13 protein-coding genes are annotated in these 12,219 nt (G+C 45.3%); 2 read left to right on the top strand and 11 right to left on the bottom strand.

What is annotated here, in order from left to right; translation table 11 throughout:
• From AAFX28_RS09255 to gspC, 11 genes are read right to left on the bottom strand one after another with little or no spacing between them, the layout of a single operon-like run.
• Positions 1-492 carry a type II secretion system protein M gene (locus AAFX28_RS09255; RefSeq protein WP_408687174.1) on the bottom strand — a complete coding sequence of 164 codons (492 nt, stop codon included), beginning with the start codon at positions 490-492 and terminating at the stop codon, positions 1-3.
• Between the two features lie 9 nt (positions 493-501).
• On the bottom strand, positions 502-1,713 hold the full coding sequence (gene gspL / locus AAFX28_RS09250) for a type II secretion system protein GspL (RefSeq protein ID WP_408687173.1): 1,212 nt from the start codon (positions 1,711-1,713) through the stop codon (positions 502-504).
• Positions 1,679-2,692, bottom strand: coding sequence for a type II secretion system minor pseudopilin GspK (gene gspK / locus AAFX28_RS09245; RefSeq protein WP_408690850.1), 1,014 nt, complete (start codon positions 2,690-2,692; stop codon positions 1,679-1,681). Before gspK ends, gspL begins: the two co-directional genes overlap by 35 nt.
• Complete coding sequence (gene gspJ / locus AAFX28_RS09240) at positions 2,685-3,335, bottom strand: type II secretion system minor pseudopilin GspJ (RefSeq protein ID WP_408687172.1); 651 nt, start codon at positions 3,333-3,335, stop codon at positions 2,685-2,687. The genes gspK and gspJ overlap by 8 nt, the downstream gene beginning before the upstream one ends.
• Positions 3,322-3,678: a type II secretion system minor pseudopilin GspI gene (gene gspI, locus AAFX28_RS09235; RefSeq protein ID WP_408687171.1), complete on the bottom strand. Its 357-nt coding sequence runs from the start codon at positions 3,676-3,678 to the stop codon at positions 3,322-3,324. The genes gspJ and gspI overlap by 14 nt, the downstream gene beginning before the upstream one ends.
• Positions 3,665-4,249, bottom strand: a complete 585-nt coding sequence (gspH, locus tag AAFX28_RS09230) for a type II secretion system minor pseudopilin GspH (protein ID WP_408690849.1) — start codon at positions 4,247-4,249, stop codon at positions 3,665-3,667. The genes gspI and gspH overlap by 14 nt, the downstream gene beginning before the upstream one ends.
• A gap of 21 nt (positions 4,250-4,270) precedes the next feature.
• The gene (gene gspG, locus AAFX28_RS09225; RefSeq protein ID WP_408687170.1) at positions 4,271-4,714 is read right to left on the bottom strand and encodes a type II secretion system major pseudopilin GspG; all 444 of its coding nucleotides are present in this window, start codon (positions 4,712-4,714) and stop codon (positions 4,271-4,273) included.
• Between the two features lie 38 nt (positions 4,715-4,752).
• The gene (gspF, locus tag AAFX28_RS09220; protein WP_408687169.1) at positions 4,753-5,982 is read right to left on the bottom strand and encodes a type II secretion system inner membrane protein GspF; all 1,230 of its coding nucleotides are present in this window, start codon (positions 5,980-5,982) and stop codon (positions 4,753-4,755) included.
• The gene (gspE, locus tag AAFX28_RS09215; protein ID WP_408687168.1) at positions 5,982-7,472 is read right to left on the bottom strand and encodes a type II secretion system ATPase GspE; all 1,491 of its coding nucleotides are present in this window, start codon (positions 7,470-7,472) and stop codon (positions 5,982-5,984) included. Before gspE ends, gspF begins: the two co-directional genes overlap by 1 nt.
• Positions 7,472-9,499 (bottom strand): type II secretion system secretin GspD, encoded by a 2,028-nt coding sequence (gene gspD, locus AAFX28_RS09210; RefSeq protein WP_408687167.1) that lies wholly within the window; start codon positions 9,497-9,499, stop codon positions 7,472-7,474. Before gspD ends, gspE begins: the two co-directional genes overlap by 1 nt.
• 39 nt (positions 9,500-9,538) lie before the next feature.
• Positions 9,539-10,435: a type II secretion system protein GspC gene (gspC, locus tag AAFX28_RS09205; RefSeq protein ID WP_408687166.1), complete on the bottom strand. Its 897-nt coding sequence runs from the start codon at positions 10,433-10,435 to the stop codon at positions 9,539-9,541.
• Positions 10,436-10,730: 295 nt separating this feature from the next.
• Here gspC and hslR point away from each other — a divergent pair, with 295 nt between their 5' ends.
• Positions 10,731-11,117 (top strand): ribosome-associated heat shock protein Hsp15, encoded by a 387-nt coding sequence (hslR, locus tag AAFX28_RS09200; RefSeq protein ID WP_408687165.1) that lies wholly within the window; start codon positions 10,731-10,733, stop codon positions 11,115-11,117.
• Between the two features lie 29 nt (positions 11,118-11,146).
• Entirely contained in the window at positions 11,147-12,022 is an 876-nt protein-coding gene (hslO, locus tag AAFX28_RS09195; protein ID WP_408687164.1) for an Hsp33 family molecular chaperone HslO, read from the top strand.
• Positions 12,023-12,219: the final 197 nt, after the last annotated feature.

Below are 12,219 nucleotides of genomic sequence, written 5' to 3'. Positions count from 1 at the left end.
CTATCCTCGACCAAATTGCAGTCGCTTAATCTCTACCATACCTTCTTGATCTCCTTTATCTAGGTCAAGAAATACGACACCAATACCGTAGCTTTCCTGTAAGAAGGTCACCCAGCTCATGAATTGGTTAAATGGCATAGGTGCAACCCATACTTGGAATTCTTCTCCACGAGGTTGAACACGGATTAACTCCACTTTAAAGCGAGAGACACTCGAAGAGACCGCTTGGTTGATAGGCAAACTTGAGACACTCTTACCTCCTTGCCCTTTTAGCTGATTGATCTCGTCTGCTTTGTCTTTCACCCAAGCAAGCAACTGTTTTTCATTTTGAATGCGCAGCTGTGCGTTATCCGCTCGATTTGAGACAGGTTGAACGACCCCCCAGTAAAGGCCACCAACCAAGATTAAAACGGTACAAACAACAACTAGACGCTGTTCACGCTGAGAAATGCTCTGCCACCATGTCTGCAAGGAGGCTAATAGGTTTTTCATATTCACTCCTTACAACGGCTTCAACACAAACGAGCCATTCACATTGCCACCCGAGCGATTGAGTTGCCCTTGCTCAACACTAAAGCGACTGCCCAGTAACTCAGCAGCTTTCTCGAACGTCTGGAAATCTTTGCTCTGAGCCTGTAACCGAACCTCATTTCGACCATCGTCATATTTAAAGCTAGTTAACGTCATACCTGGAACTTGTTTTAGCAGCGGTGGTAGTTGAACCATCAGACTCAACAACGCACTACTATCCGCACCACCAGACAAACGCTCTGCCTCACGGTTCATTTCGCGCTTTAGGTAACTGACCGTTGGGATCTTGTTTTTACCCGGTAAAGACTGACGGAATATACGCTCGCTCTCAGCACGGTAAGCTGCAGCTTGCGCTTCATAACGTTGCACTTTCTGAACGTTATCAACTACCACGACCGCGAGTAACAATACCGCAGCGATCGCTACTTTTTGCCAAATTTTCCAGTAGCGGCTGAAAGAAGACTTTGGCTTAAATGCTCCCGTCAAAAGGTTGATTTTACTTGTGACCATTTGCTCAGCAAGTAACTGCATCACCAGTTTAGGCTCTCCATCTCGCCACTGTTGCTCATCGGCTAGCTCTAACTTTGGTAAAGCAGAAAACGCAACTAACGGCAAAAACTCGTCATCATTTTTCACCCATTCAGATTGAGCAATTAACGGCAGCCAATCACTGTCAATCGACATACCTGAGTGAGCCGCTTTTTTAAGTAGCCACTGGCCGTCAAGCTCAACTGCTGAAATACCTTCTACGTCAGGCAGAGCAAGTACATCAGGCATCACTTGATGAATTTGGCAGCCTTGCTCTCTTAAATCACTCAGCAGTTGTTCCAGAAACTCTCGATCGATAGCACAAATGTGCGCCCGACCTTGGCTTTTGCTTAGCACTGAAAAATGCAATTGATCGACGTCTTGTGCCAAGTCATCTTCAAGGATATACGGCAACATAGATTCAAACTGACGGCTCGCACCTGCTGGTACTTCAACCTCTGTTAGCACAAGGCTTTGCGCTGATAGAAGTACTGACGTACGTCGGCCCTGGGCATAATTAGCCAGTTCTGGTAATTCAGAGCGGTCTGCTAACTCACCACTCGCAATCACTTCTTTTTGCGATTCCGACCACACTAGCCACTGGATAGCCTGCGTCGTGTTATTGCTCAGTCGAACGATCAGAAACTCGTTCACCGATACCTCCGAAGCGACGGCGTACCACCATCGCAGTTTCTTTATTCTCACTAAACAGTAAACTGCGCACTCTCACACGGGAGTCGCCTACTAACAATTCAGCATCCAATTCAAAGTAAACACTGGTTACCGCAAGATAACCTTTAGCATCTTTCCTTTGCTCTTCAGTCACTGAAGAGAACTCTTTTTCATTTAAAAAGTCGTCAACACTACCCCAACCATCAAAGGGACGGTTATCCAACACTTGTTTCGCTTGATCTAATCCTAATGCTGGATGAAATAAAGCCACCAGCAATTCTGCTTGTTCAGCTTTTAAGGTATTCACATTTAAGCGAAAATCAGAGGTTGGCAAAGCGCATACATACGGGCGAATTTTTTCCATGGCCTCACCCGATACTTGGTTGATCGCTCGAAGCTCAGAACCATCAGCCAATAGACTGTTTGCCGTCATATACGCTGGCGACATCGATTCATAAAAACTGTCTTCCACGCCACTCGTTGAGTTCACAGAGTTGTCACTATCCACATACTCCCACAATGATTGGGCGATGGTTTCAGCTTGGTAATTTTCAACCTCTAACTCTTCAAGTAAATGTTGAAACACTTCGACTAAATATGGCGCTTTATCTGAGCCCGCAATCGCTTCTACCCCAGCAAGTGCGTTGAGGTTAAAACAAGCCTGTTTATCCACCAAACGTCCGGTAAGGGTACCGAAATCTAGAGGGTATGTTTGCTCCTCTAGTGCCCATGGCTGAGACAAATTAATCGTGTCAGAGTCTTTATAGCTCTGTTCAATACCCACTTTTGCTAATGCTTCTGCACCCAAGCTATACCAATAAGCTTGTTGATAATTAATCTGGTTAGTCGCTCGTTTAAACTGTCCAAATAAACGGTCTGCCATTGTTGCAGTGATCGTTACCATCACCGCCAATAGCAGTAAAATAATGATCAGAGCAACGCCGCGTTGCTTTTTAACCATCATTTTCAGACTCCTCTCCACTTTCCAGTGTCGCACCTGTGGTGAGGTAGATTCGTTCGATCTTACCGTAATCTTTCAGCTCAAGACTGACGGTCACGGCTGTCGGTAGACGATAATTGTTCTGCCAATTGTCACTCCATTGGCTTCCGTCGTAAAAACGCATCTTGAAGGACTCGACACCATCAAGCAGCGGCATGATTACGCCTTCTTGCCCGACAGGCGTATCCACATAGCGCCACCAAACTCGTTCCAGTTGCTCATCTTTAATACGGTAACCAACTTTACTGATTTCTCCTCGCGGGAACTGTTGTTGTGGATTGTGCCAACCCAAGCGGGTAAACATGATGCCTTTCGCATCAGAATCAAGTAAGTAGTCTTGCCATTGTATTAACTGCTTAGACGCTTCTTCACCATTAGTGCGTGACTGGCGCAGCGCCATCTGGCGAAAGTCATTGTCCATAAAGACTAAAGTTCGCTGCAGTGACTTTAATCGTTCACTTCGCTCAAGAGATAGCTCATTACTGCGTTGTATCTGATTTAGAACCTGATAAGCACCAACACTTAAGCTTGCAAATATCGCAATAGCTACCAGCACCTCAATTAACGTAAAGCCTTGCTGGCGCTTCTGATTATTTCGGAACATAACTTCTCACCGTAACAACAGGAGAACCTTTGGCACTGGTTGCAACCTTGACATCAAAGGCTTGAAGCATGTCTCCACTGGTTGAGACAGGTTCAACAGTCCAATACCACTCACGCTCAGCTAATGTTTCTTTTCCCTTTTTCTTGCTCACTTTACTATTTGAGAGCATCACCTTGGCCATTTGATTGTCGGCCACCATGGCAGCAAAGGTCTTCTCTTCCAGTAAGCTGAGGGTATTAATATGCTGACTCACCGAACGAATCGTCGCGATTGCAGCCGTTGCGAATATCGCCAGAGCGACCAAAACTTCTAATAAGGTAAATCCGCGTTTACTGCTGTTCATCGTTTTCTCCCGGTGCAAACAGGAGAATCTGACCATTTTCTTTTGCCACTACACGCCACGAATCTTTATCTGCATCAGAATTTTGCGGGTAAATAGCAATAGAAAATGGCGTCACTTCACCACTAGACATAATGAAGACTTGCGGAGGAGGAAGACGTTTTTCTTCCTCATATTCCGCAAACATTTCTTCATCGAATAGACTGCCTGGCTCAAACAAGCGCTCTTTATTGGCCCAAACATTACCGCCCAGAGATAGACTTAAAGTCAGATCGTCTTGCAACTCCGTACGGTTCGGGATGTCGATCCCTTCCATACGTTGCCATCCATCCACTTTTAGCTGCAAGAACTCATAGGCAGATTTTTTTTCGTCAACATGCAAGCCATAATCCCGGCCACTCAGTATTGCTTCCTCATTGAGAAGCTGAACACGATGATAGAGTGATTGCGCCTGTTGTTTAGCACCATCTTCCGCACTGACAGGTAGCGTTGAAATAACGGCTACCGATGCTATCGAAACAAGCACCAGTACCAGCAAAATCTCAAGCAGCGTAAAACCAGAATGATGGCGCACTTTCAATGAAAACCTGACGACTTATTGGAAATCTTGAATATTCCAGTTACCAATATCAGCACTCACACCTTCACCACCTTCTTGACCATCAGCACCAAGAGTAAAGATATCAACACTGCCGTTGTCACCAGGGCTTAGGTATTGGTAATCATTACCCCAAGGGTCAGTTGGCAAGCGTTTAATGTAACCACCATCGCGGTAATTACGTGGTTCTGGGCTTGATGGCTTTGTTACTAGCGCATCTAGGCCTTGGTCAGTTGATGGGTAAACGCTGTTATCCAATTTGTACATATCCAATGCATTTTCTAGCGCGACAATATCGGTAATCGCTTTTTGCTGATCGGCTTTCTCTTTGTTACCTAGCAAGTTAGGCACAACAAAGCTTGCTAAAATACCTAAGATCACGACAACAACCATGACTTCTAATAGGGTAAAGCCTGACTGCTTTTGCATTTTTTTGTTCATTTCTCTCTCCACTAAATTTTTAGCTTGGCTAAAAACGGTTATGAACTCATTAAGTTATTCATTTCTAAAATCGGCATCAGCGTCGCCATCACGATGAACAGCACGAGACCCGCCATAATTGCGATCAACGCCGGAGTAAATATCCCCAACGCAATATTGACCGTAGATTCAAAATTCGCATCTTGGTTATCTGCTGCGCGTGTCAGCATGCTTTCCAACTCACCACTTTGCTCACCACTGGCGATCATGTGCAACATCATTGGTGGAAATAACTTGGTTTGCTCAAGCGCGCGACGCAGACTTGCACCTTCACGAACATTGTCAGTCGCTACTAAGACCTGCTGTTTGACGTAATGGTTCGACATAACATCAACGGCAACACGCATTCCTTCCAAAATTGGAATCGCACTCGAAGTACAAATAGATAAGGTGCGTGCAAAACGAGAAGTGTTCAAGCCACGAGCAATCTTGCCAATCAAGGGCAACGAAATGACTTTGCGATCCCAGCTCAGACGTATTTTGGGTTTGCTGAGTAGAAACTTCACTAGGTAAATCAACACAACCATCGCAACTAATAGCTGCAATCCCCAATTCTGGATAAATTCACTGGAGGCCAATAGAAACTGGGTCGACTGTGGCAGCTCTTGTCCCATTTGAACAAACTGGCCAACAATTTTGGGTACAACTGCTGCTAATAGGAAAGCAACGATACATACGGCAAAAATAACCAAAACCACAGGGTAAATCATAGCCTGTTGCAGCTTGGAACGAAGCTTCTGCCGATCTTCTGCATAATCTGCTAATCGCTCTAATACCGAATCAAGGTGACCCGATTTTTCCCCTGCTGATACCATAGAGCGGAATAGTTCATCAAAGATATGAGGAAAGTCAGCCAAACTGTCCGATAAGGTATAACCTTCAGTGACTTTTGAGCGAACCGCCAATAGCATGGTACGAATACGCGGCTTTTCAGACTGCTCTGACACCGCCTTTAAACACTCTTCAAGCGGCATCCCCGACTGGACTAACGTTGCTAATTGTCTAGTAATGAGCGCCAAGTCTGGAGTACTTAAGCCACGTTTAAATTGAAACGTCGCCTGGTTGCTGCTGTTTTGCTTTTTAGCTTTCTGCCGCGTCTCATTTACCTCGACCGGAATCAAGCCTTGCTCTTTTAGCCTAGCGCGCACTTGACGAGCATTATCGCCTTCAATAACGCCTTTTTTGCTTTTTCCTTTAGCATCCAGTGCTTTGTATTCAAACGCTGCCATTACCCTTCCTTGGTCACTCTCATGACTTCTTCAAGTGAAGTAATGCCTTGGCGCACTTTGTCCAAACCATCTTGGCGAATACTCGGAGTACGTTCACGAACGCTTTTCTCGATAGCCTGCTCACCAGCCTCACTATGGATAAGTTCTTGAACTTCTTCATCAACAACTAACAGTTCATGAATACCAGTTCGACCACGATAGCCTTTAAAGTTACAAGCTTCACAGCCAGTAGCACGATACAAAGTCAGATCATCTTTCTTCTTCATACCAAACAGCTTTTTGGTTTCTTTATCCGCTTCGTGTGGCTGCTTGCAATCAGGACACAAAGTGCGAACCAATCGCTGGGCAAGAACCCCAAGTAGAGAAGAAGAAATCAAAAATGGTTCAATGCCCATATCTCGTAGACGCGTAATCGCACCAACGGCTGTGTTGGTGTGCAATGTCGACATCACTAGGTGGCCAGTCAAAGAAGCTTGAACACCAATCTGTGCGGTCTCTAAGTCTCGAATCTCACCAACCATCACCACATCCGGGTCTTGACGCAGAATCGCGCGTAAGCCACGGGCAAAGGTCATATCTACTTTTGGATTTACTTGGGTCTGGCCGATACCATCGATATCAAATTCAATTGGGTCTTCAACCGTAAGAATATTGCGCTCGTTGCTGTTAATTTCAGTTAGGCCAGCATACAAAGTGGTCGACTTACCTGAACCCGTTGGGCCGGTAACCAATATAATGCCGTGAGGGCGCTGAATCATTTGGCGGAAGGCGTTATGGTTCACCTCCGTCATTCCCAAGCTATGCAGATCTAGGCGAGTGGCATTCTTGTCCAATAGACGCATTACTACACGTTCGCCGTGTGAAGATGGCATGGTTGATACACGTACATCGACCGCTCGACCACCGATACGCAGAGAAATACGACCATCTTGAGGAACGCGTTTTTCCGCAATATCCAACTTAGCCATAACTTTTACGCGTGATACTAGCAGCGGGGCAAGCTTGCGGCTTGGCGACAATACATCGCGCAATACACCATCAATACGGAAACGGATCGACAGGCTTTTCTCGAACGTCTCAATGTGAATATCCGATGCACCTTCTTTGATCGCTTCACCAAGCATGGCATTGATCAACTTGATGATTGGCGCGTCATCTTCTGACTCAAGCAAGTCTTCATCTTGAGGTAAATCTTCTGCCAAAGAGAAGAAGTCATCACTATCAGCCCCGATATCTTCCATTAGCTGACGCGCTTCTGAAGAGTCTCGCTGATACGCCTCCGTCAGTTTGCTATCAAACATTTCTTTGTCGATTGCTTGCAAAGAAAAAGGCTGAACACAAACGCGTTTTACTTCTCGAAGCGCATCAATAGAAATAGGCGCAATATAGTACAACACTAAGCCTTGCTCACTAGGCTCAAGTACTAGCTTGAAGCGGTTAGCGAAGCTGAAAGGTAAGCGCTTAAAATAAGGCGTAACTTCTACATCCATTACTGGGTATCCATTTGATCAAGGAATGCTTGGATCTCTACCGGGTGGCGAATATCTTCACCAAATTTTGGCAGTACAGGAATATGGCCGTCGTCCATTAATTTCAGGCCTTGGTCCGCTTTATAAAGCTGCTCTGCACGGATAAAGTTGTACTTACGCTGAGTGATACCATCCGCCGTCATACCATCACGAATAATGGTTGGCTTGATAAATACCATCAGGTTCTTTTTCTCAACTTGGGTGCTCGTCGATTTGAACAAGTGGCCTAAATATGGAATATCGCCTAACAATGGTACTTTCGATTCACTTTCTAACGCACGCTCATCAATCAAACCACCTAAGACGATCATTTGACCATCTTCAACCATCACAGAAGTATTCAACTGGCGCTTAGCAAAACGAACGTCAACCGCACCATTCGCCCCAAGGACATTAGACACTTCTTGCTCGATGTTCAGCTGAACAGAGTTACCTTCGTTGATTTGAGGTACGACTTTTAGTTTGATACCCACTTCTTTACGGTCAACAGTCTGGAAAGGGTTGTCGTTGTTTGAACCAGCTGTCGAACCAGTAATAACCGGCACTTCTTCACCAACAATGAACGACGCCTCACCGTTATCCATTACGGTAATACTTGGCGAAGATAGAATGTTCGAGTTTGAATCTGTTGATACCGCACTAATTAGGGCCGTCCAATCACCCATTACGACACTCAGTGCCGCGCCGTTGACACCACCTAAGGCTGAAGCTAGGTTGGAGTAGTCACCTTCTTCTGTCGTGGTCTCATTGCGGAGGAAATTGCCATCAGAGTCGTAAACTGCCGTTGTTGTTGTGGTGTCTTTGGCTTCTTCTAAACCTACCATCACCTGACCAATTGGCGCACCAGTGTTGCCGTACTGAATGACCGCGCCACTTTCAAGCGATCCCCACTGTACGCCAAGGTTGATACCATCGCCTTCAGCCATCTCGACAATCAGCGCTTCAATCAGAACCTGAGCTCGGCGGATATCAAGTTGAGCAATGACATCTTGTAAGGTGTTCATAATATCTGGCGGCGCAGTCAGTACGAGTGAGTTAGTACCTTTATGCGCCGCAATCACAACTTCACCACGTTGAGCAGAGCTTGAATTCTTGCCACCTGTAGACTTCTCTGCTTGCAGATTATCGGAGACCCCTTTAAGTACTTCAACCATCTCTTCGGCTTTCGCATACTTTAAGTAAACAACGCGGTTATTACCTTTCGAGGCCATTTCAATATCAAGCTGTTGGATCAATCGACGCAAGCGCTGACGAACTTGAGGATCGCCCGAGATCAAGATGGAGTTGGTTCGATCGTCGGCCACCAGCTTAGGTTGAAGAAAAGCTGGCGTGTTTTTGGTGTCGGTCGACTTATTTAGTGCTTCAACAATACGTACCATTTCAGCCGCAGAAGCGTTATCTAATTCAACGACCTCAATTTCTTTATCACCAGCTTGGTCGACACGTTTAATAATGTCAGCAAGGCGATTAACTACCGCCGCTCGGCCTGTAATCAAAATAATGTTAGCTGGATCGTAATGAACAACGTTACCTGCACCGGCATTATCGTTTAGTTGACGTAGAAGTGGAGAGAGTTCGCGTACCGAGACGTTACGTACCGCCACAACGCGCGTCACGACTTCATCACCCTTAATAGAGCCATCACCTACAACTGGTACAGAAGACGTCTTGGCATCTTTCGACTTAATCACTTTAAGGATGCCATTATCCATCTCTACGACAGCAAACCCATACACCTCTAATACATTAAGGAAGAAGCTGTAATATTGCTCTTCCGTTAACATATCGTAGCTGCGTACATCGACTTTACCGCGTACAGAAGGGTCAACAATGATGGTTTTTTCTAGGTTTCGACCAACGATGTTGATGAATTCTTGAATGTCTGTGCCTTTAAAGCTGGCACTAAAGTCATTCGCTGCCACCATCGCAGGGGACGTCAATAAGCTTCCTGCTAAAAGCCACATGCTTTTCTTAAGCCAATGGTTCACATTTTACTCCTCGAACGACTGCCGCCTTGTGCGACACTCTTATAATTCAATGTATATCTCATGTGGCTGACCATCTCGCTCTACTGTCAGCGTTAATTCGGTCAACTGAGATACACTCTTAAAGATTTCACTCATGACCGAGGAATCTTTCAAATCTAATCCATTTATCGATACTGCAATATCACCCGGTTTTAACCCAACAGAGTCAAACAATGCTCTGTCTTTACCTGGAGATAAGCGATAGCCCGCAATGTCACCATCTTTCTTGATTTGCGACATGCGTACATACTGGAAAATCTTCTTACTGTCTTGGCGAAGCTCCGCGCGTATTTTGTCTAATGACGCTTGCGATATCTTACTGCGTGTAGAGCTGGTACTTGGACGAACATCAACCGGTTCTGTCGGCTTACTGTATTTGAGTCCTTCTAACATCACAGTTTCATTGCGCCCAGAGTTATCGATAATCACGCGGTCAGGTTGAACTTGAATCAACTTGGCGCGGGTTCCTTCGATCACCTCATTAATCCCATAGGTTGCCTGTCGACCGCGATTAGCAATTACCGCAAGGCTTTTTTCTGGGTCAGAACTTGTCACAAGCCCAACCAAAACAACGTTAAGTCTACTCTTTGGCGCGTCTTGTAGTTTCGGTTGTTCAACAACAGGGGCGGTTTGATTTAACTCACCAAAAATATGGCTATTTTGCAGCTCAGAGATATCAATACCTGATGCACTCTCACCACCACGTTGAACCACGCTGGAAGGCTGCCATTGAGAAACTGATAGCGAATTCCAAGGCTGCCAAATCATTTGACCTGCAATCCATGCGCTTATAGCTAGTAGCACGATCGTTGCGGTATAGCTCACGCGTTGCTGAACGAGTGGTTCTTTTAACGATTCACTGAGCTTAAAAAATGCTTGGACACTGCTTTGCTTCACTCACTATCCTTATTGTTCATCTGAAGTTCTTGATACGCTATCACACTGACAACCTAGGTGTTCCAATAAATTTGTTGATTTCGATAACTTATGAATAATTTAGCTGTTCATTGTACCAAACCATGAAACAAGCTAAACGATAAACCCCGACGACTTAGCTCTACACGTCGATTTTTTTGATCTTGCTTGAAAAATGATACCTCCATCACCATTTTTTATAGTATCGACATCAAAGAAAGTAAGTTGTCACACTTATTTTCAACCAAAGAATCATCAACTCAGAGGTAAGAAAACTATGGGTTCCCAAACTGAAGCTGTCAGACTTGATAAATGGCTATGGGCTGCACGCTTCTACAAAACTCGTTCCATCGCGAGAAATATGGTCGATGGTGGTAAAGTCCACTATAATGGCCAGCGTAGTAAACCTAGCAAAGCGGTCGAACTCGGTGCGGTGATCACTCTAAGACAAGGTCACGAGGAAAAGACCGTGGTCATTGAAAAAATCTCTGACCAGCGACGCGGAGCTCCAGAAGCGCAACTACTCTACTCAGAAACAATTGAAAGTGTAAATAAGCGAGAAGAAAACGCGGCACAACGTAAACTTCACGCACACAACCCTAGCCCTGAGCGCCGCCCTGACAAAAAACAGCGCCGCGATATCATTAAGTTTAAACACCAATAAGCTCTACCAGATTTACGAGGAACCGCCACATGGCAAACAATGTTTTGAATCGCTACTTATTTGAAGACCTTTCAGTTCGTGGTGAGTTGGTACAGTTGGATGACGCTTACCAGCAAATTATTTCAAGCAAGGAATACCCAGCAGCCCTACAAAAGCTACTTGGGGAGCTATTGGTATCAACAACTCTACTTACAGCAACACTAAAATTTGAAGGCTCTATCACGATGCAATTGCAAGGTGATGGCCCGGTATCGCTTGCAGTAATTAATGGCGATCACGATCAGAAGATTCGTGGTGTGGCTCGTTTTGAAGGTGACATTGCCGATGATGCAACTATCCACGACATGATGGGTAAAGGCTACTTGGTTATCACTATCGATCCTAAGAAAGGCGAGCGTTACCAAGGTATCGTTGCACTTGAAGGTGACAACCTTGCTCAGGTTTTAGAGGGTTACTTCGCCAACTCAGAGCAGCTTAAGACTCGTCTATGGCTACGCACTGGTGAACACGAAGGCAAAGCTCATGCTGCGGGTATGCTTATTCAGGTTGTTCCAGATGGTACTGGCTCACCAGATGACTTCGAGCATCTAGAGCAACTGACTAATACAGTTAAAAATGAAGAACTGTTTAGCCTAGAAGCAAGTGCTCTACTTTACCGCCTCTACAACCAAGAGAAAGTTCGTCTGTTTGACCCTCAACCAGTTGAGTTCTTCTGTGGTTGTTCACGTGAACGTAGCGGCGCAGCGATCGTTACCATTGATCGTGCGGAAGTAAATGACATTTTGGCCGAGATTGGTTCAATTTCTTTACATTGTGATTACTGCGGCACGAATTATTCGTTCGACGCCTCAGACGTAGAAGAGCTATTTACACACGCAACTTCAGGCGACAATAAGCTGCATTAATTTTTATGGCATAGCAAGCCTGTAATTTACCTTTCAAAAGGCCAGCGCACGCTGGCCTTTTTGTGATCAAAACCCCGTATTACCTAGCCTCCCTCGTAATAAAGTAACCGGTTAATTTTAGACAATTAATAATTCTTTTGCCCTAGCGCAAAGCTTTGCGCACACGATAAACTAACCCTGCCAATATGTGATGAGTC

Origin of the sequence: Vibrio sp. TBV020, from assembly GCF_046056895.1 — a bacterium.
In the GTDB taxonomy this organism is placed as follows: domain Bacteria; phylum Pseudomonadota; class Gammaproteobacteria; order Enterobacterales; family Vibrionaceae; genus Vibrio.
Note: the sequence above shows the minus strand (reverse complement) of the source record. Positions and strands in the feature narration are given on the sequence as shown.

Bases quoted from the DNA above. Each gene is read 5' to 3' on its own strand.
- AAFX28_RS09255 (WP_408687174.1), bottom strand. From the start codon at position 492: ATGAAAAACCTATTAGCCTCCTTGCAGACATGGTGGCAGAGCATTTCT.
- gspG (WP_408687170.1), bottom strand. From the start codon at position 4,714: ATGAACAAAAAAATGCAAAAGCAGTCAGGCTTTACCCTATTAGAAGTC.
- hslR (WP_408687165.1), top strand. From the start codon at position 10,731: ATGGGTTCCCAAACTGAAGCTGTCAGACTTGATAAATGGCTATGGGCT.
- hslO (WP_408687164.1), top strand. From the start codon at position 11,147: ATGGCAAACAATGTTTTGAATCGCTACTTATTTGAAGACCTTTCAGTT.
- gspE (WP_408687168.1), bottom strand. From the start codon at position 7,472: ATGGATGTAGAAGTTACGCCTTATTTTAAGCGCTTACCTTTCAGCTTC.
- gspF (WP_408687169.1), bottom strand. From the start codon at position 5,982: ATGGCAGCGTTTGAATACAAAGCACTGGATGCTAAAGGAAAAAGCAAA.
- gspK (WP_408690850.1), bottom strand. From the start codon at position 2,692: ATGGTTAAAAAGCAACGCGGCGTTGCTCTGATCATTATTTTACTGCTA.
- gspI (WP_408687171.1), bottom strand. From the start codon at position 3,678: ATGAACAGCAGTAAACGCGGATTTACCTTATTAGAAGTTTTGGTCGCT.
- gspJ (WP_408687172.1), bottom strand. From the start codon at position 3,335: ATGTTCCGAAATAATCAGAAGCGCCAGCAAGGCTTTACGTTAATTGAG.